The sequence below is a fragment of the Amycolatopsis nivea genome, from assembly GCF_004522235.1.
Taxonomy (GTDB): domain Bacteria; phylum Actinomycetota; class Actinomycetes; order Mycobacteriales; family Pseudonocardiaceae; genus Amycolatopsis; species Amycolatopsis nivea.
Genome location: NZ_SDLT01000008.1, coordinates 66,432 through 88,006 on the forward strand (window position 1 = coordinate 66,432; position 21,575 = coordinate 88,006).

Here is a 21,575-nt window from a genome sequence, read left to right on the forward strand (position 1 = left end):
TGGGGGCATGACGGTTCTGGTGACGGGTGCGACGGGCAACGTCGGGCGGCTGGTGGTCGACGAGCTGGTGGCTCGCGGGGTGCCGGTGCGGGCGTTGACCGTGGATCCGGAGCGGGCGGCGTTGCCTGGCGGGGTTGAGGTGGTGGTCGGGTCGCTGGCCAAGCCGTCGACGTTGCCTGCTGCGTTGGACGGGGTCGAGGCGGTTTATCTGGCGCCTTATGCGCGGACTGTTTCGCGGTTTTGCGAGCTGGCTTCGGGGGCTGGGGTTCGGCGGGTGGTCGCGTTGTCCGGGTCCAGCGTGGGGGATACGCATCCGGCTTCCAGCGGGCATGGGTTTGCCGCGGTTGAGGATGCGGTTCGGGCTGGCGGGTTTGCGTGGACGTTTTTGCGGCCTGGGGCGTTCATGATGAATTCTCTGGGGTGGGCGTCTTCGATTCGGGAGCGTGGGGAGGTTCGGTCGGTTTATCCTCGGGCTACTCAGACGCCTATTGATTTGGGGGATATTGCTGCTGTTGCCGCTCAGGTGTTGGGTAGCGAGGGGCATGTGGGGCGGGTCTATGAGTTGAGTGGGCCGGAGGGGATTTCTCTTGAGGCGATGGCTGCGGCTATCGGGGGTGCGTTGGGGAAGACGCTGCCGTTTGTGGAGTTGACTCCGGAGGAGCAGGTTGCCGAGTGGGTGGGGGCTGGGTATCCGGAAGGGGTTGCTTCGTGGTTGCTGGAGAATTTCGCGGTTACTGATCGGGAGCCGCAGGTGCCTACTGGGGTGGTTGAGGAATTGCTGGGGCGGTCGGGGGTTTCTTTTGCTGAGTGGGCGAAGGGCAATGTGGCTGCGTTTTCCTGAGGCGGCTCGTCGCCTGGCGGCGACATTGCGCCGTGAGTGGTGAGACGGGGCACCCCGATTTTTGAGTGTGACTACGGCGCGGGGGTGCTTGTCAAGGCGGGAAAGATGCCTTGACAAGCACCCCCGCGCCGTGTTTTGGGCTTCGTATCGGGGGTGGGGGAGGTGTGGCTGCCTTGAGGGGTTGGGTGTGCTGGCTGCGGTTTGTTTTGGGTTTTTAGTTGGCTTGGTCGATGAGGTCTAGGTCTCGGACGCAGAAGCCGTGGTGTTCGAAGGTTTCGTTGAGCACTGTGCGTAGGCATTGGCGTACTGTGCGGCCTCTTGCGTAGGGCGGCCAGACGTCGTCGTCGGGTACTGGGGCTGGGGCTGCCAGCTCGGCGGCGGTGATCTCGTTCAGCCAGGTCTCTAGTTCGGCGGTTTGTGCGTCGCGCACGGTCGCGATTTCGTCCAGGGACGGAGTTGCCGAGAGGTTCAGGCCGTGTGCTTCGCGGTAGGGCTCGACGGCCGGGCCGATGCCCATGGGGGTGAAGAGTGCCGTCGAGCCGCGGCAGCAGCGGCGGAACCAGGAGTCGTGGACGAAGACCAGGTGGCGCATCGTTTGGGCGGCCGACCATTCGTCGTTCACGCTGCGGTGTTCGATGCCTGGGGTGCGGCGGATGCGCTCGATCGTCGTGGTCCAGTCGGCGCGGAGTTGGCGTGCTGCTTCGCGCAGGTCGGCAAGGTCGTCGGAGCGGATCAGTACTCGCACCGGGTGGCGGCGGTCCAGTTCTGCTTCGACGTAGCCGCTGACTTCGACGCCGTTCACCACGAGGTTGGAGACGAGTCCGTCGATCACGGCGTCCTGCATGACCACGCCGATCAGGCGCGCGCCGGTCAGGTCGCATTCGCGGAACTCCGCGTCGTGCAGGTCTTCGTCGACATGCTTTTTCATGATCCGCATCGTAGAAGCGGCCACCGACAAAACCGGGCGCCGCGAGTCGTGCGGGGGGAACGTCGTGAGGGGAACCCTGACGGAATCGGATTCCGTCAGGGTTCCCCTCACGAACTACGGTCAGGCCAGTGCGGCGTCCAGGGTGATGGTGGTGCCGGCGAGGGCCTTGGAGACCGGGCAGGTCTGTTCGGCGGTCTTGGCCAGCTCGGCGAACTGGTCCGCGGTGACGCCGTCCAGTTTCGCGCGCAGGGTGATGGCGATGCCGCTGATTTCGAAACCGCCGCCGTCGGCCGGGCCGAGGGTCACTTCGGCGGAGACGTCGATGTACTCGGCTTCCAGTTTCTGGGACTCCAGCACGCCGGAGAGGTTCATCGCCAGGCAGCTCGAGTGGGCCGCGGCGATGAGTTCCTCGGGGCTGGTCTGCCCGTCCGGGTCGCCCGCCCGGGTCGGGAAGGACACCTCGTAGGTGCCGAGGTTCGACGAGTCGAACGTGACCTCGCCCTTGCCTTTCTGCAGTCCGCCGGTCCAGTGGGTGGTCGCGTCGCGGCTGGGCATCGCTGTCTCCTTCGAAACGGTTGGGGGTGCTGCTCCCATGAAGGTAGTGCGCAATTACATTGCGCGCAAGTTAAATCGCGAAAACGGGTGGCCGGATGCGGCAGACTGCGAACTGTGACCGATGCTCCTGAACGTCCCGACCCGCCGATGGCGGGGGACGAGCGCACCCAGCTCACCGGCTTCCTCGACTTTCTGCGCGCCAGCGTCGTGTGGAAATGCTCCGGCCTCACCGACGAGCAAGCCCGCCGGACGCACGTGCCCAGCGAGCTGACCACGATCGCCGGGCTGTTGTGCCATCTCACGCTCGTGGAGAACTACTGGTTCCGCGTCGTGCTCGACGGGCAGCCGGACGAGTGGGCGGACCGGCTCGAGATCGACCGGGACGCCGAGTTCCGGCTCGCGCTGGAATTGCCGATGACGCAGCTGATCGCCGACTACGAGGCGGAGACCGAGAAATGCCGCGAGGTCGTGGCGGCGCGAGGGTTCGACGACACAGTGCTGTTCAAGGGGGACAAACCGCTCACGGTGCGCTGGGTCGTCACGCACATGATCGAGGAGACCGCGCGCCATCTCGGGCATCTTGACCTGCTGCGCGAGCTGACCGACGGTCTCACCGGGGAATGAGCCTCGAACTGCTGCGCGCGACCGTGGCGTGGACGTGCTCCGAGCGGTCTTTGGACGATCCGGTGGGGTTCGCGGGCGACCGGCTCGTGACGGTGGGGACCTAGCGGCGTCTCGTGTTGCTGCGCGGGCTCACCGGGGAGTGAGCTTTTTCGGGGGAAGCGGGACGAAACCGCTGGTGCGGGCGATGTAGTCGGCGTAGCCGGGGCGAGTCTGCCGCATGCCTTTTTCCAGCATGGGCTTGCCGGTGCCGCGGGCGAGGGTGAAGGTCATCGCGACCGGGGACAGGATCGTCGCCGCGCCGGGCCAGGTCGAGCAGGCCAGCAGGTAGAGGCCCCACCAGACGCAGGCGTCGCCGAAGTAGTTCGGGTGCCGGGAGTAGCGCCAGAGGCCGGTGTCGAGAACTTCGCCGCGGTTGGCCGGGTTCGCGCGGAAGCGGCGGAGTTGCTCGTCGCCGACGGTTTCGAAGGCGAAGCCGACCAGCCAGACCGCCACGCCCAGCCAGGCGGTGACGCCGAAACCCGTGCCGGACATGGCGAATTGCACGGGCAGCGAGACGAACCACAGGACCACCGCCTGCATCAGGTAGGTCCGCACGAAGATCCGGACGCCGGGGTTGGGCCCGGCGCGTTCGGCTATCTGCTGGTAGCGCGGGTCTTCCGGCTTGCCGCGGTTGCGCAGGTGCAGGTGGACGGCCAGCCGGACGCCCCAGACGACGGTGAGCGCGGCGGCCGTCAGGCGCAGGGCGAGCGGGCCGGTGCCGAACGGGAACGAGACCACGGCGACGAGGGCGAAACCTAAGCCCCAGAACGTGTCGATGGTGTCGTAGCGGCGGCGCAGGCGCGCGATGCCGAAGGTCACGGTGACCGCGACCAGGGTGACTCCGCCGGTGAGGGCGAGCAGCGCGATCATGCCCACTCCCTCGTCCACGGCAGGGCGGAGCGGCCGGTCGCGTCCGGGCGCACCGCGAGGATCTGGTCCACGCCCATGCGGTTCTCCTCGAAGGCGAGCGCGCCGCCGACCAGGTACAGCCGCCAGACCCGGGCGCCTGCCTCGCCGATCAGCGCGACAGCCTCGTCCCAGTGCCGCTCCAGGGTGTCTGCCCACGCTCGCACGGTCGGGACGTAGTGCTCGCGCAACGCGTGCACATCGCGGATTTCGAAGCCGGCGGTTTCGAGGTGGCCGAGCGTACGGCTGAGCGGGCGCATGGTCATGTCGGGGGCGATGTAGCGCTCGATGAACGCGCCGCCGCCGGGTGCGACCGCTCCGCGCGACATTTGCTGCAGCAGCAGGCGTCCGGTGGGTTTGAGCATCCGGTACAGCGTGCTGGCGTACGTCGGGTAGTTCTCTTCGCCGACGTGTTCGCCCATCTCGACGGACGCTACGGCGTCGAAGGACTCCCCGGCGAGTTCCCGGTAGTCCTGCCGTCGCACCTCGACGCGGTCGTCCAGATCGTGCTGCGCCAGCCGCGTTTTGACGTGTTGCACCTGCTCGGCGGAGATGGTGACGCCGACCGCTTCGACGCCGTGGTGCTTCGCCGCGTGCACGACCAGCGAACCCCAGCCGCAGCCGACGTCGAGCAGGCGCATGCCCGGCCGCAGGCCGAGTTTGCGGCAGATCAGCTCGAGTTTGTCGTGCTGGGCGCGGGCGAGATCGGCGGTTTCGGACCAGTAGCCCGAGGAGTACGCCATCGAATCGTCCATCAGCAGCTGGTAGAAGGCGTTCGACAGGTCGTAGTGGTGCGAGATCGCGGAGCGGTCCCGGCCGAGGGTGTGCAGCTTCCCGCGCAGCCGGGCCTCCTCGGCAGGCGGTTTCGGCGGCAGGCCGAACACCCCGAGCCGGCCGGCCAGGCGGACCGCCTCGCCGAAGTCCCGTGCGGACAGGTGCGGCCGGTAAGCCCAGGCCCGGCGGAAGCCCTCGGTGAGATCGCCTTCGACGTCCAGGTCGCCCGAGACGTAAGCGCGGGCCAGGCCCAGTTCACCAGGGGAGTACAGCAGCCAGCGCAGGGCGCGGCGGTTTTTCAGGACGACGGTCGGCCCGGCCGGCCCCGCCTGGTGCCCGTCCCAGGTGCGGACGGCGACCGGCAGCGGGCCGCCGAGGACGCGTTCGGCGAAGTCGGCGAGTCGATGGGCTGCGGATTTCGGCATGCGGGGGATTCGGAGCCGAGGTTCGCGCGGATTGGTACCAATCCGGCCGGGCCGCCGCGCCGAATGCCTTCCGTGCACCACACCACGGGACAACGCATCGCTGTCATCGGCAGCGGGGTCGCCGGCCTCACCGCCGCGTACCTGCTGCAGCGCCGCTACGAGGTTCTGCTGTTCGAGGCCGACGACCGGCTCGGCGGCCACGCCCACACGCACGACGTGCCGAGCGCGCACGGCGGGACGGTCGCCGTCGACTCCGGGTTCCTCGTCCACAACGAGCGCACCTACCCGACGCTGCTGCGGCTGTTCGGCGAACTCGGCGTCCGCACTCGCGAGACCGAGATGTCGATGAGCATCCGCTGCGACGGCTGCGGTCTGCAGTACGCCGGGGCGAAAGGCGTGCGCGGGTTGTTCGCGCAACGGAGCAATGCCGCGTCCACGCGCTACCTGCTCATGCTGGCCGAAGTGAAGCGGTTCCACCGGCACGCCGCACGACTGCTGGCGCGCCCCGAGGCCGGCGACGTGCCGCTCGGCGCGTTCCTGGCGATCGGCGGATATTCGCGGTATTTCGTGGACCATTTCGTGCTGCCGCTCGTGTCGACCGTGTGGTCCGCCGATCGCACCGACACCATGCAGTATCCGGCGCGGTACCTGTTCGAATTCCTCCGCAACCACGGAATGCTCAGCGTGCGGAATTCGCCGACGTGGCGGACGGTTGTCGGCGGTTCGCGGGAGTACGTCGAGCGGGCGGCCAAGCAGTTGACCGCGGTGCACTTGTCGACTCCCGTTCGCGCGGTGCGGCGGACCGCGCGCGGCGTCGAGGTGCGCGACGATGCCGACACGGCGCACCGGGTCGACCGAGTCGTGGTCGCGACGCACGCGGACCAAGCGTTGCGATTGTTGCCGGATCCCACTGCGGCCGAACAGAAGCTGCTCGGTGCTTTCCGCTACTCGCGCAACGAAGCTTGGCTGCACACCGATCCCGCCGTGCTGCCGACTGTGCCGGGTGCCCGGTCCTCCTGGAATTACCGGACCCCCGGCTGCGGGGCGGATCTGCGTGCTGTCCAAGTCACGTACGACCTGAATCGCTTGATGGGCCTCGACGAAGCGACGACGTACGCCGTCACCCTCAATCCGAGCGTCGGCCTCGATCCGGACGCGGTGGTCGCGAAAATGTCCTACGAGCATCCGGTTTACACGCCGGAATCCGTTGCCGCGCAGCGGAACCTGGCGGAGTTGAACGACGGCGTCCTCGCCTACGCGGGCGCTTATCAAGGCTGGGGATTCCACGAGGACGGCTGTTCCTCCGGCGTCCGCGCCGCGGCCAGTTTCGGGGTGACCTGGTGACCGCTCTCTACGACGCCACCGTCGCGCACGTCCGCCGGGCCGACCCGCCGTACTCCTTCGCGCACCGGATGTACCTGTGGCGGACCGAGCTCGACGACCTGCCGCGGCTGCCGTGGTGGCTCCGGCCGTTCGCGCGCTTCGACGGCCGCGACCACTTCGGCCGGGACGAACCCGGCGACATCCGGTCCAAACTGGACGCTTGGCTCGCGCACCGAGGGGTGGACTTGCGCGGCGGGCCGGTGACGATGCTCGCGTCGGCGCGCGTTCTCGGGTACGTGTTCAATCCGATCACGGTCTACTGGTGCCACACGCCGGACGGCGCGCTCGCCTGCGTGGTCGCCGAGGTGCACAACACCTACGGCGGCCGGCACGCCTACCTGCTCCGGCCCGGCGAAGACCACGGGGCCCTCCGGACGGAGAAGGAGTTCTACGTGTCGCCGTTCCAGGAGATGGCGGGGGAGTACCGGATGCACCTGCCGCGGCCGGACGCGCTGCTGGCGTTGACCGTCGTCCTGCAGCACGACGGAGACGCCGCCCTGACCGCTACGCTGCGAGGAGTCCGCCGTCCGGTCGGGATCCGCACGCTCGCGCGCTTCCTGCTGGGCAGGCCGCTGCAGCCGCAGCGCGTCGCCGCGCTGATCCGCCGCCACGGACTCGCGCTGTGGCGGCGCAAGGCCCCGCTCGCCGCCCGGACCGGACAGAACACGGCAGGAGCCCTCCATGGATGAGAGCGCACGCCCGGCGGACCGGCTCTCGGCGGCGCCGCCGACGAGTGCCGAGGATTTGATGGCGCTGGTCGCGAAGGGGGACGAACGCGCCTTCGAACGGCTCTACGATCAGCTCGCCGGTCCCGTCTACGGGCTCGTCCGCCGCATCGTGCGGGACCCCGCGCAGTCCGAGGAGGTCGCGCAGGAGGTGCTCGTGGAGCTGTGGAAGACCGCGACGCGCTATTCGCCGGGGAAAGGCAGCGTCCTGAACTGGGCGATGACCCTCGCGCACCGCCGCGCGGTCGACCGGGTCAGGTCGGCGCGGGCGAGCACCGAACGCGAGCGGAAAGCGACCTTCGAGGCCGCGCGCGGGCGGCCGTTCGACGAGGTCGCCGAATCCGTCGCGACCCGGCTGGAACGCTCGCAGGTGCGGCGCTGCCTGAAGACGCTGACCGAATTGCAGCGGGAATCCGTCCTCCTGGCCTACTACCAGGGCTATACCTATCGCGAGGTCGCCGACGTGCTGGACACGCCGCAGGGGACGGTCAAGACCAGACTGCGCGACGGGTTGATCCGGTTGCGCGACTGCCTGGGGGTGACGGCGTGAGCAGTCCGGAGATGCACACGTTGGCCGGCGCGTACGCGCTCGACGCGCTGTCGGAGGTCGAGCGGGCCCAGTTCCGCCGTCACCTCGAACAGTGCGAGGCCTGCGCGCAGGAAGTACGGGAACTGAGCGAGACCGCGGCGCGGCTCGGCGCGGCGATGGACGAGCAGCCGCCGTCCGGTCTCAAGGACCGGGTGCTGGCGGAAATGCGCACGACGCGCCAGCTGCCGCCGCGGACCGGCGCCGCGGAACCGCGTCCGCGCGGACCGCGTCGCTGGCCGATGCTGATCGCCGCCGCGGCGGCCGTCATCGGGCTCGCCCTGGCCGGCGTGTTCGGCGGGATCGCGCTGCACACCAGCAGCCAGCTGAACAGCGCACAGTCCGAATTGGACGCCGCGCGCGACCGCTACGCGCCGGTGGCCGAGCTGCTCGCCGCGCCGGACAGCCAGACGTCGCACGTCGCGTCGCCGCGCGGAGGCGGCGGGACCGTGGTGGTTTCGCGGAAGCTGGACCGCGTGATGTTCATGCAGTCCGGGCTGCCGCCGGTGCCGTCCGGGCAGGTGTACGAGGCGTGGCTGATGGGCCCGGAGCTCGCGCCGCGTCCGGCCGGTCTGCTGCCGGGCGGACCGTCGGGTTCGCTGGTGGTGGCGGACGGATTGGCCGGTGCGCAGCAGTTCGCGGTGAGCGTGGAGCAGGCGGGCGGGTCGCCGTCGGGGAAGCCGTCGAAGGACGTGGTCCTGGTCGCTTCGGTGCCCGCATAGCAGACCGCGCGCCGGGCCTCGCGGCGGGTTCCGGCCTTGCGCGCGGCTTCGCGTTGTGGCAAAACACCTTTGCCGCTCACGGCGTGGCTACTGGATTAGAGCTTGCGCGGCGCCTACCGTCCTGCCTTGACGCCGGTGGTTGACATAACTCTCACTCTCGGGTTGAGGTTGAGGGTTTCCGGCCCCGGCGGGCGGCATGTGCACATCACGATCAGGAAGGCGGACCCGATGACGCCCCCGCACAACTACCTTGCGGTGATCAAGGTCGTCGGCATCGGCGGCGGCGGCGTGAACGCCGTGAACCGGATGATCGAGGTCGGCCTCAAGGGTGTCGAGTTCATCGCGGTGAACACCGACGCGCAGGCACTGCTCATGTCCGACGCCGACGTCAAGCTCGACATCGGCCGGGAACTCACCCGCGGACTCGGCGCCGGAGCCGCCCCCGAGGTGGGGCAGAAGGCGGCCGAGGACCACCGCGAGGAAATCGAAGAGGTCATCAAGGGCGCCGACATGGTGTTCGTGACCGCGGGCGAGGGCGGCGGCACCGGCACCGGCGGCGCGCCGGTCGTCGCGCAGATCGCCCGCAAGCTCGGCGCGCTCACGATCGGCGTGGTGACCCGCCCGTTCACCTTCGAGGGCAAACGCCGCGGCAAGCAGGCCGAGGACGGCATCCAGCAGCTGCGCAACGAGTGCGACACGCTGATCGTGATCCCGAACGACCGGCTGCTGCAGCTCGGCGACATCGGCGTGTCCTTGATGGACGCGTTCCGCTCCGCCGACGAGGTGCTGCTCTCCGGTGTCCAGGGCATCACCGACCTGATCACCACGCCGGGTCTGATCAACCTGGACTTCGCCGACGTCAAGAGCGTCATGTCCGGCGCGGGCTCCGCGCTGATGGGCATCGGCTCCGCGCGCGGGGAGGGACGGGCGATACAGGCGGCGGAGAAGGCGATCAACTCGCCGCTGCTGGAAGCGTCGATGGACGGGGCGCACGGCGCGCTGCTGTCCATCGCGGGCGGATCGGACCTCGGGCTGTTCGAGATCAACGAGGCCGCGTCGCTCGTGCAGGAATCGGCGCACCCGGACGCGAACATCATCTTCGGCACGATCATCGACGACTCCCTCGGCGACGAGGTCCGCGTCACGGTGATCGCGGCCGGCTTCGACGCGGGAGCGCCCACCCACAAGAAACTCGACCCGCCCGCGTTCGGCGGCAAACAGGGCAACGGCACCGCGTCCGCCGCGGCGGGCCAGGTCGGCGGCGGTTCGGCCGCGCAGACCCCGCCGCAGACCGGGGCCACTCCGGTGCCGCCCGCGGGCAGCTCCGGCTACCCGGTCGCGCCGCCGCGGACCCCGCCCTCAGGCCTGCCGCAGCCGGGCACCGGCACCCCGCCGGGCGGCCTTCCCCAGCCGGGCGGCGGCTCGCGGGGGTATTCGCCGATCGGTTCCGGTTCCGCGACGGGCGGTCTGCCGAGCCGCCCGACGACGGTGCACGACGACCCGACCGACGACGACGTCGACGTGCCCCCGTTCATGCGGCGGTAAGCAAGGACTCGCGAGCAGCGGCCGCCCCGATCTGTCCGGGGCGGCCGTTGCCGTGTCCGGACCTTCGTGGGTGTTGGTGCCGGTTCTCGCCGGGGCCGCCGCTCGCGACGCCGTCTGGCGGTGCGGAACCTCGGGACTTCCGTGGGTCTCGTGCGCAATGGCTCCGGCGAGAACCGGCATCGCCGCTCGCGAGACTCGCCTCAGCGGCCGCCGCGGTTTTTGGCAGGATGGCGGGGTGCGAGTACGACGAGTGGTCACGACCAGGGCGGGCGGGGCTTCCCGGCCGCCGTACGAGAGTTTCAACCTCGGCGACCACGTCGGCGACGACGCGGGCGACGTCTACGCCAACCGCAAGCGGCTGGCGTCCGAACTCGGTCTCGCCGAGGACAAGCTGGCCTGGATGGAGCAGGTGCACGGCCGCACCGCGACCGTCGTGGACGGCACCGAGACCGCCGCGGCCGAAGCGACTGACGCGCTGGTGACCGACCGTCCTGGCGTCGCGCTCGTGGTGCTGGTCGCGGACTGCGTCCCGGTGCTCATGGCGGATCCGGAAGCGGGCGTCGTCGCCGCGGTGCACGCGGGCCGGGTCGGCGCGCGCGTCGGCGTGGTTCCCGCCGCGCTGGAGGCGATGCGCGATCTCGGCGCCGAACCGGGCCGCGTCGAGGCGCTGCTGGGCCCGGCCATTTGCGGCGACTGCTACGAGGTCCCGGCCGCGATGGCCGCGGACGTCGAGAAACACCTGCCCGGCAGCGCGTGCAAAACGCGCAAGGCCACGACCGGTCTTGACCTGCGCGCCGGGCTCTGGCAGCAGCTGGCCGACCTCGGCGTCGGACGCGTCGGCGCGGATCCGCGCTGCACGGCGGAGGACAAGACGTTGTTCAGCTTCCGCCGCGACGGCACCACCGGCCGCATCGCCGGCATCACCTGGCTTGAAGAGGAGAAAGCGTGACCGAGGACCCGGCAGAGAAGCGGCGGGCGGAGCTGGCGGCGGCGCTGGCCGCGGTCGAGGAACGCATCGCGAACGCCTGCGCCGAGGCCGGCCGTTCCCGCGACGAGGTGCGGTTGCTGGGCGTCACCAAGACCTTCCCGGCGAGCGACGCCGCGCTGCTGACCGACCTCGGGCTGCTGAACCTCGCCGAGAACCGCGACCAGGAAGCCGGTCCGAAGGCCGCCGAGGTCGCGCAGCTGCGCCCGGACGCCGCGCCGCGCTGGCACATGGTCGGGCGGCTGCAGCGGAACAAGGCGCGTTCGGTCGTGCGCTGGGCGGTCGAGGTCCAGTCGGTCGATTCGGCGCGGCTCGCCGACGCGCTCGCCCGCGCGGTCGCCGCCGCGCAGGAGGCGGGCGAGCGGACCGGACCGCTCGACGTCCTGGTCCAGGTGAGCCTCGACGGCGACGTCGCGCGCGGCGGGACCCCGCTCGAGGAGCTCGACGCCCTCGCCGACCGCATCGCCCACACGGGGGAGCTGCGACTGCGAGGCGTGATGGCGGTGGCCCCGTTAGGGGAGGACCCGGGCACTGCTTTTGCCCGCCTGTCCCACGCAGCGGAAAGAGTCCGCGCCCGGCATCCCGAAGCGGCTGACGTGTCCGCCGGAATGAGCCATGATCTGGACCAGGCGATCCGGCACGGCTCGACGTGTGTGCGTGTCGGAACCGCGTTGCTCGGCGGGCGCGGTTTAGCCTCGCCGTAGGGAGTCCGCCCGGTGGTCACGTTTCGTGTCCGGCCGGGCGGGGCACAACGGTGCGGGAGCGGCAAGGGCTAGGGAGAGGCTATGAGCGCGCTGCAGAAGCTGAAGGCCTACTTCGGGATGGTGCCCGCGGACGAAGACGGCTACGACGACGGTTACGACGACTACGACGACGGCTACGACCAGCCGCCGGCGCGGTCCCGGGCGCGCTACCGCGACGTCGAAGAGGCTTACGACGAACCGGCCGCGCGCGTGCGGTCCCGGTCGATGGCGGCCGAGCCGGCGACGCACGGCGCGCTCGCCGTGGACCGCCAGCCGGAGCCGGTCGCCCGGCTGCGCCCGGTCGCCGAACCGGTCGCCGCGCCGGCGAGGGACCCGCTCAGCCGGATCACCACGCTGCACCCGACGAGCTACATCGAGGCGCGGGCGATCGGCGAGCACTACCGCGAGGGCATCCCGGTGATCATCAACCTCACCGAGATGGACAACGCGGACGCCAAGCGGATCGTGGACTTCGCGGCGGGCCTGGCGTTCGCCGTGCGGGGGTCGATGGACAAGGTCACCAACAAGGTGTTCCTTCTCTCACCGCCCGACGTGGACGTGACCGCCGAGGACCGCAGGCGGATCGCCGAGGGCGGATTGTTCCTGCGCGGGTGAACGGGCACGGACCGCTGGGCGCAGCCAGACGTGATTTTGTCGACTATGTCGCCCTCAGGGCGACTGGTCGCGCCCAATCCGGCCGTCCCCCGCTAGAGTGGTCGCCGTGAATGCTGTGTGGCTTGCGATCTGGTACGTGCTGTTTGCCTTCTGGCTGCTGCTCACGGCCCGGATCGTGGTCGAGCTCGTGCGGACTTTCGCACGGGAATGGCGTCCCGCCGGAGGGGTTGCGGTGACGCTCGAGACCATCTACACAGTGACCGACCCGCCGGTGCGGTTGTTCCGCAGGATCATTCCGATGGTCCGGATCGGCGGCGTAGGACTGGACTTGTCGATTATGGTGCTGCTGTTGGTTGTGTTCTTCGCGATGCAACTGACACCCAGGTGATCGGGGAAAACCCGGGTGTGTCCTGCAGGCCATGGAGTGCGTGAGGTGATCTGATGTCGTTGACCCCCGCTGACGTGCATAACGTCGCGTTCAGCAAGCCGCCCATCGGCAAGAGGGGCTACAACGAGGACGAGGTGGACGCGTTCCTCGACCTGGTGGAGACCGAGCTTGCCCGGTTGATCGAGGACAACAACGAGCTGCGCCAGCAGGTCGAGCAGCTCGACTCCGAGCTCGAGTCGACCCGCTCGGAGCTCGAGAACGCGAAGGTCGCCGGCCCGCCGCCGGGCCGCGACCCCGAGCCGTCGCGGCGGCTCGCCCCGGTTCCGCCGCCCGCTTCGGCGATGGAGCAGACCCAGGCGCACTCGATGGTCCCCGACAGCGGCGAGCCGAACGTGCAGGCCGCCAAGGTGCTCGGCCTGGCGCAGGAGATGGCCGACCGGCTCACCGCCGAGGCGAAGACCGAGTCCGACGGGATGCTGGCGGAGGCGCGGACCAAGTCCGAGCAGCTGCTGTCCGATGCCCGGGCGAAGTCCGACTCGATGGTGAACGAGGCGCGCACCCGCGCCGAGACGATGCTGAACGACGCGCGCACGCGCGCCGAGACGCTGGAGCGCCAGGCGCGCGACAAGGCGACCACCATGGAACGCGAGTCGCAGCGCAAGTACACCGAGACGATGAACAACCTGAACGCCGAAAAGGGCGCTCTGGGCAAGAAGATCGAAGAACTCCGCACGATCGAGCGCGAATACCGCACCCGGCTGCGCGGATTCCTCGAGTCCCAGCTGCGCGAGCTCGACGACCGCGGCTCCGCGGCCCCGGCGTCGGCCTCTTCCGGTTCGAGCCAGTCCTCGACCGGCAGCAGCGGTCAGGGCTACTCGTTCGGCCCGCGCGCCGAGGCCGGCTGACCCACCGCCGTACGCACCCCGCCGGAAGACCTTCCGACCCGGCGGGGTTTCGGCGTGTCCGGGTCCGGTTCCCGCCACGGTGGGGCATCGGCGGAGCACGCCGCGTGGGCGGGTCGCGCCCGGTTGGCGGGCCGCGCGTGTTGTAATTCAGCGTGCTCTACATCGTCCTCCTTCTGGTGCTGGCGGCTCTCGGGCTGCTCGTCACGGCGCTCATCACGGGCACCTCGCTGTGGGCCTGGGTTTCCATCGGCCTTTCCGTGCTCGCCGGGCTCCTTCTGCTCGTCGACTGGCTGCGCCGGCGCAAGCGCGCGGACCGCGGTACGGACGCCGAGGAGCCCGAGGACTCCGAAGCCGCCGATTCGGATGCGGCGGAGGAGAAGGACGAAGCGGTCCCGGCCGAGGAGGACGCCGAGCAGACCGCGCTGATCCCGGCGACGGGCGAGCTGGGCGATCCGGCGGACGTGCCGGAACCGGAGCTCGAGAAGCCCGCCGCGGAAGCCGAGCCCCAGTCCGAGGCGAAGGCGGTGCGCGACACGCCGCCCGGCGTCGAGGAGACCGCGCCGGAGGACCTCGAGGTGGTCAAGGAGCTCGAGGACGAGGTCGTGGTCGTCGACGAGTACCCGCGCTACCACCTGGTGGACTGCGGCTGGCTGTCCGGTCGCGACACCATCCCGATCGGCGTCGGCGAGGCACGCCAGCTCGGCTTCACGCCGTGCGCGCGGTGCGGTCCGGACGCTGTGCTGGCCGCGGCGCATCGCTGACGCCGAGCACCTCTTCAAGTACCTTCGCGCCGCTTTCGGTGAGCTGAACGGCTCGGTGCGCCTTCGCGCGTGACCGCAGCCAGCCCGCGTCCATGAACCGTCGCGTCACCGCCGCGCCCAAGGCTCCGGCCAGGTGATGGCGCTGCTCTGTCCAATCCAGACAGAACCGCAGCAGCGGGCGACGGCTCTCCGCGGCCGCTTCGACATCCACGCCTAACGCGGCGAACACGTCGTCGGCAGCGGGCCCCAGCACGTACGGATGTTCTTGCAGCTGCGAGGAAATCCGGTCCCCGGGCCGCCGCTGCGTGGTCGGGTCACCGTCCACAGTGGCCAGCGCGCCGCGGTCGAGCAAGGCGGCCGTGACGGTGACGCCGAGTCGTCCGGCGACGTGGTCGTAGCACAATCTCGCGGTGCGCAAGGCTTCCGCGCGCGTGCCTTCCCGCAGCGAGCGGACCGGGCGCGCGGGGGAGTGCCGGGCGAGTGCTTCCAGCAGTTCCGGGGCCGCTCCGGCGATGCGGTAGAACCGGTGCCGGCCGGACTTTTCCGCCGTCACCAGCCCGGCGGCCAGCAGTTTCGACAGGTGCGCGCTCACGCCTTGGGCGGTCAGACCCGCTTCGCCGGCCAGCACGGACGCGGCGAGCGACCGGCCGTCCGCGAGGGCCATCAGCACGCGGACCCGCGCCGGATCGGCGAACAGGGCGGCGGTGCGCGCGATGTCGGCGTCTCCTTCCATGCCTCCAGCATGCCCCCGGCACACTTCCACCGCGACGGAAGCGTTCCCGGTGTCTGCTGGACCCATGCGCACCGCGATCTTGTTCACCATGTGCGCCGGGATGTTCCTGGTGCAGCTCGACGTCACTGTCGTCAACGTCGCCCTCCCGACTCTTGGCAGCGAACTGCACGCGGACGTCCCGCAGCTGCAGTGGGTGGTGGTCGGCTATTCGGTCGTGCTCGCCGCGTTGCTGCTGACCGGGGGAGCGCTCGGCGACGTCCTCGGGCACCGCGGCGTGGTGCTGACCGGGCTGGGCGTTTTCGGGGCCGCGTCGGCGGCGTGCGGGCTCGCGCAGTCGGCGGGTTGGCTGGTCGCGGCCCGGGCGGTGCAAGGGGTCGGAGCGGCGTTGTTGCTGCCGGGCACGATGGCCGTGATCTCCGGGGCGTTCCCCGGCCGTACCGAACGCGCCCGGGCGCTGGGGATCTGGGCCGGGATTTCGGCGCTCGCCCTGCCAGCCGGACCGTTGCTGGGCGGGATTCTCGTGCAGACGGCCGGATGGCGGCCGGTGTTCTGGCTGAACGTCCCGATAGTCGCCGCGGCGGCCGTCGCGACCCGGCGGCTGGTGCCGCGAGACGTGCGGAAACCGGGCCGCGTGGACGTTCCCGGCGCGGCGACCGCGGCGTTGGCGCTCGGCTCCGCGGTGTACGCGGTGATCGCGGGGACGCCATGGGTCGGTTTGCTCGCGGTGGCGGCGGCCGTGGCGTTCGTGGTGGTGGAACGGCGTTCTGTGGCCCCGATGCTGCCGTTGCCGCTGCTGCGGTCCCGGCAGGCGGCAGGCGCGAACCTGGTGTCCGCCGCGATGAACTTCGTCGGCCTGGGTTCAGTGCTGGTGTTCACGCTGTACTTGCAGGACGTGCTCCACGCGGACCCGATCGCCGCGGCCGCGGCGCTGCTGCCGATGTTCGTCCCGATGGTGCTGCTCGGCCCGGTCTCCGGACGGCTCACCGCGAGGTTCGGCCCGCGCCCGCAGATCGTGACCGGGCTCTTGCTGGGCGCGGCGGCGATGCTGAACCTGCTGCGCATCGGCCCCGGGACCGGGTACTGGACGCTGCTGCCGACGCTGTTCGTGCTCAGCATCGGAATGGGACTGCTGACCGCCGCCGTGGTGACCGCCGCGGTCGCCGACGCGCCGGACGAGCGGGCAGGCATCGCGGGCGGAATCAACAACGCGGCGCGACAGGCGGGCGGTGCGCTGGGCGTGGCGGTTTTCGGTGCGGTGGCGGGGGAACCGGGGGCGCGCGGGTCGTTCGTGCACGGTCTGCACTTGCTGGGGTTTGTTTCGGGTGGGTTGTGGGTTGTGGCCGCGGTGCTGGCGGTCGTGACGGTGCAGAGGCGGGTGCGCGGGAAGCGGCTTGAGCCGACGGGGTGAGCTGAGGCGGGGTCCGGCGAGAGAGCACCTTCCGCCGGGGCCTGCGAGAAAACCCGTGGGCACGGCGGCCGTGGGGCTCACGGCAACGGCGGGGAGAAAACCCCGGCGAGAGAGCACCCTCCGCCGGGCTCACGGGAGAACCCGTGGGCCCGGCGAAAGGCCTTACTCCGCGTCGAGATTCGCCAGGATGTATTCGAGCCGTTCGATCTGTTCCGTCGCTTCCGGCGGCAGGCCTTCGATCGCGGCCTGCGTCGCGGCGCGGGCTTCGGCGGGGCGGCCCAGGTCGACCAGCAGCCGGGCGCGCAGGCCCGCGGCGATCGCGGCTTCGGTGGTCGCGTCGAGGGCCAGGAACAGTTCGACGGCCGCGGTCGCCCGGGGCAGCGCTTGCGCGGGCCGCTCTGCGGCACCCAGCAGTTTGCCGCCGTTCAAGGCGACCATGGCTCGTTCCCAGCGGATCGGCGGCTCGTCGCCGTCGAGGTCCGCGGCGCTCTTTTCCGCTTCTGCCAGCACCGAAAGCGCCTGATCCGTTTCCGTCGCCCACTGCCACGACAGCGCTGCCTGACGGAGGTTGCGCACGGCGTCGGCCGGGAGCTCCGCTGCCGTGTAGTACTCCGCTGCGCGCCCGTAGGACGAGGCGGCCTCGCCGTCGCGGTCGAGTTCGTCGAGGAGGTCGCCGATGGTCTCGGCCGCTTGCCCGGCGGCGGGCTGGTTGCTCGCGGCGGCGAAGTGCCCGAGCACCTGCTCCAGCAGGGTCAGCGCCGGATCCGGCTGGTTGAGTGCGCGGTGCGCTCCGGCGAGCAGGTAGCGCGCCCGGGCCAGTTCGTCCTCGTCGTCGCCCTGCTCCAGGACCTCGATCGCGGCCTCGGCGGCGTCGGCGGCGGTCAGCGGGTCCCCGGCGCGTTCGGCCGCGGACGCCAGTCCGAGCTGGGCGAGCGCGGCGCCGGACAGGTTCCCGGCTTCGACCAGGTCAGCGACCTCGCCGCGGTAGTGGGCCACCGCCTCCTCCCGCAGGTCGAGGTCGGACGCGAGCAAGCCGAGCGTGTGCCGCACCTGGGCGCGCAGGCCAGGGGAGGCGGCGGACTCGGCGGGCCGCACCGTGGCGTAAGCCGTCTCGAGTTCGCCGCTCGCGGCGGCCATCCGCCCGGCGATGAGCCGCGCCCACGCCTCCTGCTCGGCCAACCCGGCTTCGGCGAACAGGTCCACCGCGCGTCCGGCCGGTTCCCGCGCCTCGTCCAGCCGGCCGCTGCGTGCGGTGAGTTCGCCGCGCAGCAGCAAAAGCCGGGCGGTCAGCTCAGCGGGAACCTCGGTGGCGGCGGCTTCGGCGCGGCCGAGAATCTCGAACGCGGCGTCGAGGTCGTCGTTCCCGGAAAGCGCCAGGGACCACCGCAGCAGCGCGCGGACGTGCTGTTCCACGTCGCCGAGCCCGGCGAGCGCCTCGGCCGCGCCGGCGAGGGCGGCGAGAGCGGATTCGGGCTCGCCCAGCTGGTAACGGGCGAGCCCGGCCTTGCTCGCCGCGGTGTGCCGGGCGACCTCGTCGCCTTCGGCCGCGAACAGTTCGGCCGCGCGCAGCCAATCCCGCACGGCGGCCTCGGGGTCGGTGTCCACGATCGCGGTCGCGGATCCGGACAGCCGCCGGGCGAGCAGCGACCCGGCCGGTTCCGGGCACAGTTCGTCGAACTTCGCCCACGCGGCGTCGGCGGCCTCGTAGGCGCTGAGCCGGGAGTGCTGGTCGGCGAGATCGGCCAGCTCTTCGGGAGTGTCCGGAAGGGACGGTGCGACGGGCGTCCGCGGCGGGGAAACCGGACGCGGACTGGTCAAGGACAGCGGAAGGTGGTCCACGATCGGGTCGGCGGCGAGGACGTCGCGGATCAAGTCGCTCTGCTCGCTCGTCCCGTTCCGGGCATCGAAGCGGGCCGCGATGCCCAGGGCGCGCTCGGAAAGCTCGTCGTGCAGTGCCTGGACGGAAATCTCGCCGTCGGTCCGGCGCACCGTCGTGCCGCCGTGCCCGGAATCGGCGACCAGGCGCAGGTTGAGCGCGGCAGCGGCGCAGAACTCCATCTCGACGTCCGGAGAGGGCGCGTCGGCGAGCCAGCCGAGATGCCGTTCGAGGATTTCCAGCCCGCGCACGTGGTTGCCGGTGAGCGCGCAGAACCGGAGGTGGCGGGGGAGGAGATCCAGGTCCAGCCGGTTGTGCCGGATCGTGCGGTACACCTGCCGGTGGGCTCGCGCGGCCTCCTCGAGCCGTCCGGTGCGGACGAACGGGAGCAGCAGCGAGGAGAGGATCCCGTTCGGCTGCTCGCTGCAGGTGAACGTGCCGCCGAGGACGGGTTCGGCGACCTCGATCGCCTCCTCGAACCGGCCGTAGCGGCTCAGGTGGGCGACCTTGGCGGACGGTTCGCAGCCGACGCAGTCCGACATCTCGCCGCGCGGGGCCGCGGCCCAGAGCCGGTACTGCTCGACGGCCGTTTCGTGGTCGCCGACGTGCCGCGCCACGATCTGCCGGTGCTGGTGCACCGGGTTCATCGCGTACCCGGCCGCCCGGTACCGGCGCTCCATGTCGTCGAGCACGGCGTAGGTGCGGTCCAGCGGCACCTCGGGAAAGTCGGTCAGCGACGTGACGATGGACTTGAACGACCAGAAGAGGATGTAGTCCCACCGCTCGTTGCCCTCGCCCTGGTCGTGCTTGGCGAGGCACCAGGCGAACGGCACGAACGACTTCGCCGGCTCGCCGCCGTGCGTGTACGCGCGGACGAGCGAGAGCCGGGCGGCGTACTGCAGGTCCGGCAGTCGCTCGGCGTCGGCGGTCCGGACCAGGCTCTCCGTCGCGGCGATCTGGCCCTTGCCGAACGGAAGGGCCCGGGCCGACCCCAGCCGGTTCCACAGGTCCTCTTCGGTCGGTGCGGTCATCAGTTCTCCCGGTTCGGGACGGCGTGGTCGAGAAGGCTGAGGAAGGCCCGGTTGAGCAGCGCGGAGTCGGCGGGCCGGATGGGGTGCTTGCCGAGCAGCAGCGCCTGGCCGTAGAGGGATTCGACGGCCAGCGCGGTCAGTTCCGCGTTCTCGAGCCGGGAAACGCGCCGCACCAACGGGTTCCGGTAGTTGAGCACGAGCTGCGGGCGGTCCCGTTCCGGCTTTTCGAAGGCCGAGAGCACCCCGGCCCACAGCTCGTCGACGGCCTCCTTGGTCGCGCGCAGTTCGCCGGCGAACGAGGCGGCGCGGTCGACGAGATAGAGCACCGGGAGCGACGCGGGCTCGAATTCGCGCAGCACGACCTCGCAGCCGAGCCGGTCGACGCAGCGTTGCGCGGCCGCGACGAACGGCCGGACCGCCAGCGCGGTGTCCGGGGCGAGATCGGCGAAGGCGGTGGTGAGGTCGCTCGGGTCGAGCCGGTCGACGCGCACCCCCGGTTCGAGCGCGCCGACGCGTTCGACGAGTTCGCTGTCGTAGGTGTAGCCGCCGTTGATCACCGGCAGGTTCTGCGCGGCGGCGACCCCGGCCAGCTGGTCGAATTCGTCGGCGGTCGCGCAGTAGCGGAGCACGCCGTGGCGCGAGCGGAACTCGGCGAGCGTCATCCGGCCGACGTTCGTCTCCAGCGGCCACCACTCGTCGACCAGCCGCAGCATGTCGTCGTCGTGCAGCGCGAGCGCTTTGACGCCGAGGTGGTGGATCTTCAGGAACTGGTTCAGCCGCCGCGGGCTGGTCGCCGAGAGCCCGACGAGCCAGCCGCGCAGCTGCTCGCCGAGCGCTTCGCGGGTCGCGGCGAGCTGGTCGTCGTCGTAGAGCGCCTCGCGGCTCGCGGTGGGCCGCAGCTCGCCGGTGTCCACGACGCAGCGGGCGAAGAACGCCCAGTCCGGCAGCAGCCCGGGCGCGTTCTCCGCGAGCAGCATCCGCTTGAGGTACACGCGATGCCCGGCGCGCTCGGCCGGGTTCGCCGGGAACGGCAGCACGTAGGCGACGCCGGTGAGCCCGGCCTCCGGCACGTCGAGGTCGACAATGTCGAACGGGGTGAAGCCGAGGACCTCCTGCGCGTAGCCGACGAGGTCCGCGGAGCGGTGCCCGGGGGAGCGCTCGTCGGCCTGCCACGGGATGCCGGCGCCGCTGATCGCCTTGCCGTTGACGGTGATTTCGAACGGCAGCATCGAGCCGTACAGCGTCGCGAGATCGGCGACCGTCTCCGGCACGAACCACTGCTCGGCGCCGCGGCGCGCGGTGAGGGTGACGGTGGTGCCGATCGTGTCCCGTTCGCCGGGCCCGACGGCGTAGGTGCCGTCCGCGCGGCCGGTCCACGAGACCGCGGGAGCGCCGCTCGCGGAACGCGTGACGACGCGGGTCTCGTCGGCGACCAGGAAGGCCGACAGCAGCCCGATCCCGAACTGGCCGAGGAAATCCCGCCGTCCGTAGCCGAGTTCGTCCCGTTTGGAGCTGCGGCCGATCGTCGCGAGCAGTTCGTGCACCTGCGCCTCGGACAGGCCGATGCCGGTGTCGGTGATCCGCAGCGTCCCGTCGCCGGCTTCGATCGCGATCTCCGCGGGCGCCGAAGCGTCGGCCGCCCGGCGCGCGGTGACCGCGTCGACGGCGTTCTGGAGCAGTTCGCGCACGTAGACGCGGGGACTGGAATAGAGGTGCTGGCTCAGCAGGTCGACGACCCCGCGAAGATCCACCTGAAAACTACGGTTCACCCGTGCTCGACTCCTGTGCTGTGGCCGGAAGGAAGATCTGCCCGGCACATCCGCCGCGCACGCCCGGTCGTTACCGTATCGGCGGAACCCGGTGCCGGACATCGGTTTTCGCCTTTCCCCCGGCGGCGGCGCGAGCCCGGCCGGGGCAGGGCGAAAGCGGGTTGCGGCGACGGGTTAACCTGGAGTCAGCAAGGCGTCGATCCGGCCATCACCGGGGAGCCTCCGGAAGAACCGGGCGGTCGCCGCCCGCAGTAGAACCGGACGGGTGCGGCCCGTGACAGCCGCGCAACGAGTGGCCCGGGAGCAGT

21 protein-coding genes are annotated in these 21,575 nt (G+C 70.9%); 14 read left to right on the top strand and 7 right to left on the bottom strand.

Going from position 1 to position 21,575, the window contains the following annotated elements:
• Nucleotides 1–7: 7 nt before the first annotated feature.
• Entirely contained in the window at nucleotides 8–841 is an 834-nt protein-coding gene (locus EIZ44_RS11870; RefSeq protein ID WP_134728576.1) for an NAD(P)H-binding protein, read from the top strand.
• Between the two features lie 214 nt (nucleotides 842–1,055).
• On the opposite strand, the gene EIZ44_RS11875 is transcribed toward EIZ44_RS11870, so the two are convergent.
• Both EIZ44_RS11875 and EIZ44_RS11880 read right to left on the bottom strand, forming a co-directional pair.
• Complete coding sequence (locus EIZ44_RS11875) at nucleotides 1,056–1,769, bottom strand: DinB family protein (RefSeq protein WP_167754096.1); 714 nt, start codon at nucleotides 1,767–1,769, stop codon at nucleotides 1,056–1,058.
• A 120-nt stretch (nucleotides 1,770–1,889) separates the two neighbouring features.
• Nucleotides 1,890–2,324: an OsmC family peroxiredoxin gene (locus EIZ44_RS11880; protein ID WP_134728578.1), complete on the bottom strand. Its 435-nt coding sequence runs from the start codon at nucleotides 2,322–2,324 to the stop codon at nucleotides 1,890–1,892.
• Between the two features lie 114 nt (nucleotides 2,325–2,438).
• Between EIZ44_RS11880 and EIZ44_RS11885 the strand changes: the two genes are divergently transcribed.
• Nucleotides 2,439–2,948: a DinB family protein gene (locus tag EIZ44_RS11885; RefSeq protein WP_037812435.1), complete on the top strand. Its 510-nt coding sequence runs from the start codon at nucleotides 2,439–2,441 to the stop codon at nucleotides 2,946–2,948.
• Nucleotides 2,949–3,077: 129 nt separating this feature from the next.
• On the opposite strand, the gene EIZ44_RS11890 is transcribed toward EIZ44_RS11885, so the two are convergent.
• Nucleotides 3,078–3,857: a DUF1295 domain-containing protein gene (locus tag EIZ44_RS11890; RefSeq protein WP_134728579.1), complete on the bottom strand. Its 780-nt coding sequence runs from the start codon at nucleotides 3,855–3,857 to the stop codon at nucleotides 3,078–3,080.
• Entirely contained in the window at nucleotides 3,854–5,092 is a 1,239-nt protein-coding gene (locus EIZ44_RS11895) for an SAM-dependent methyltransferase (protein ID WP_134728580.1), read from the bottom strand. Before EIZ44_RS11895 ends, EIZ44_RS11890 begins: the two co-directional genes overlap by 4 nt.
• Nucleotides 5,093–5,155: 63 nt before the next feature.
• Here EIZ44_RS11895 and EIZ44_RS11900 point away from each other — a divergent pair, with 63 nt between their 5' ends.
• The 11 genes from EIZ44_RS11900 to EIZ44_RS11950 all read left to right on the top strand — a co-directional run bounded on the left by EIZ44_RS11900 (nucleotide 5,156) and on the right by EIZ44_RS11950 (nucleotide 14,450).
• Complete coding sequence (locus EIZ44_RS11900) at nucleotides 5,156–6,436, top strand: NAD(P)/FAD-dependent oxidoreductase (RefSeq protein WP_037812429.1); 1,281 nt, start codon at nucleotides 5,156–5,158, stop codon at nucleotides 6,434–6,436.
• Nucleotides 6,430–7,164, top strand: coding sequence for a DUF1365 domain-containing protein (locus tag EIZ44_RS11905; protein ID WP_134728710.1), 735 nt, complete (start codon nucleotides 6,430–6,432; stop codon nucleotides 7,162–7,164). The genes EIZ44_RS11900 and EIZ44_RS11905 overlap by 7 nt, the downstream gene beginning before the upstream one ends.
• Nucleotides 7,157–7,750, top strand: a complete 594-nt coding sequence (gene sigK / locus EIZ44_RS11910) for an ECF RNA polymerase sigma factor SigK (protein ID WP_134728581.1) — start codon at nucleotides 7,157–7,159, stop codon at nucleotides 7,748–7,750. The genes EIZ44_RS11905 and sigK overlap by 8 nt, the downstream gene beginning before the upstream one ends.
• Nucleotides 7,747–8,508 carry an anti-sigma factor gene (locus tag EIZ44_RS11915; protein WP_107051031.1) on the top strand — a complete coding sequence of 254 codons (762 nt, stop codon included), beginning with the start codon at nucleotides 7,747–7,749 and terminating at the stop codon, nucleotides 8,506–8,508. The genes sigK and EIZ44_RS11915 overlap by 4 nt, the downstream gene beginning before the upstream one ends.
• Before the next feature lie 228 nt (nucleotides 8,509–8,736).
• The gene (gene ftsZ / locus EIZ44_RS11920) at nucleotides 8,737–10,053 is read left to right on the top strand and encodes a cell division protein FtsZ (protein WP_043838482.1); all 1,317 of its coding nucleotides are present in this window, start codon (nucleotides 8,737–8,739) and stop codon (nucleotides 10,051–10,053) included.
• A gap of 235 nt (nucleotides 10,054–10,288) precedes the next feature.
• A complete protein-coding gene (pgeF, locus tag EIZ44_RS11925; RefSeq protein WP_134728582.1) occupies nucleotides 10,289–11,002 on the top strand; it encodes a peptidoglycan editing factor PgeF in 714 nt (237 codons plus the stop codon).
• Nucleotides 10,999–11,742 carry a YggS family pyridoxal phosphate-dependent enzyme gene (locus EIZ44_RS11930; protein ID WP_134728583.1) on the top strand — a complete coding sequence of 248 codons (744 nt, stop codon included), beginning with the start codon at nucleotides 10,999–11,001 and terminating at the stop codon, nucleotides 11,740–11,742. Before pgeF ends, EIZ44_RS11930 begins: the two co-directional genes overlap by 4 nt.
• An 81-nt stretch (nucleotides 11,743–11,823) precedes the next feature.
• Nucleotides 11,824–12,396 carry a cell division protein SepF gene (locus tag EIZ44_RS11935; RefSeq protein WP_037812419.1) on the top strand — a complete coding sequence of 191 codons (573 nt, stop codon included), beginning with the start codon at nucleotides 11,824–11,826 and terminating at the stop codon, nucleotides 12,394–12,396.
• A 115-nt stretch (nucleotides 12,397–12,511) separates the two neighbouring features.
• A complete protein-coding gene (locus EIZ44_RS11940) occupies nucleotides 12,512–12,784 on the top strand; it encodes a YggT family protein (RefSeq protein ID WP_037367937.1) in 273 nt (90 codons plus the stop codon).
• Nucleotides 12,785–12,837: 53 nt separating this feature from the next.
• Nucleotides 12,838–13,689 carry a DivIVA-like cell division protein Wag31 gene (wag31, locus tag EIZ44_RS11945; RefSeq protein ID WP_037812417.1) on the top strand — a complete coding sequence of 284 codons (852 nt, stop codon included), beginning with the start codon at nucleotides 12,838–12,840 and terminating at the stop codon, nucleotides 13,687–13,689.
• Nucleotides 13,690–13,841: 152 nt separating this feature from the next.
• Entirely contained in the window at nucleotides 13,842–14,450 is a 609-nt protein-coding gene (locus EIZ44_RS11950; RefSeq protein WP_134728584.1) for a hypothetical protein, read from the top strand.
• Here the strand turns inward: EIZ44_RS11950 and EIZ44_RS11955 are convergent.
• Nucleotides 14,395–15,183 (bottom strand): ArsR/SmtB family transcription factor, encoded by a 789-nt coding sequence (locus EIZ44_RS11955; RefSeq protein ID WP_134728585.1) that lies wholly within the window; start codon nucleotides 15,181–15,183, stop codon nucleotides 14,395–14,397. The two genes, EIZ44_RS11950 and EIZ44_RS11955, sit on opposite strands and share 56 nt — an antisense overlap.
• A gap of 64 nt (nucleotides 15,184–15,247) precedes the next feature.
• Between EIZ44_RS11955 and EIZ44_RS11960 the strand changes: the two genes are divergently transcribed.
• A complete protein-coding gene (locus tag EIZ44_RS11960; RefSeq protein ID WP_134728586.1) occupies nucleotides 15,248–16,591 on the top strand; it encodes an MFS transporter in 1,344 nt (447 codons plus the stop codon).
• Between the two features lie 162 nt (nucleotides 16,592–16,753).
• Here EIZ44_RS11960 and EIZ44_RS11965 read toward each other — a convergent pair whose 3' ends face one another.
• Both EIZ44_RS11965 and EIZ44_RS11970 read right to left on the bottom strand, forming a co-directional pair.
• Nucleotides 16,754–19,498 (bottom strand): hypothetical protein, encoded by a 2,745-nt coding sequence (locus EIZ44_RS11965; RefSeq protein WP_134728587.1) that lies wholly within the window; start codon nucleotides 19,496–19,498, stop codon nucleotides 16,754–16,756.
• Nucleotides 19,498–21,267 (bottom strand): HSP90 family protein, encoded by a 1,770-nt coding sequence (locus tag EIZ44_RS11970; protein ID WP_037812413.1) that lies wholly within the window; start codon nucleotides 21,265–21,267, stop codon nucleotides 19,498–19,500. Before EIZ44_RS11970 ends, EIZ44_RS11965 begins: the two co-directional genes overlap by 1 nt.
• Nucleotides 21,268–21,575 lie beyond the last annotated feature (308 nt).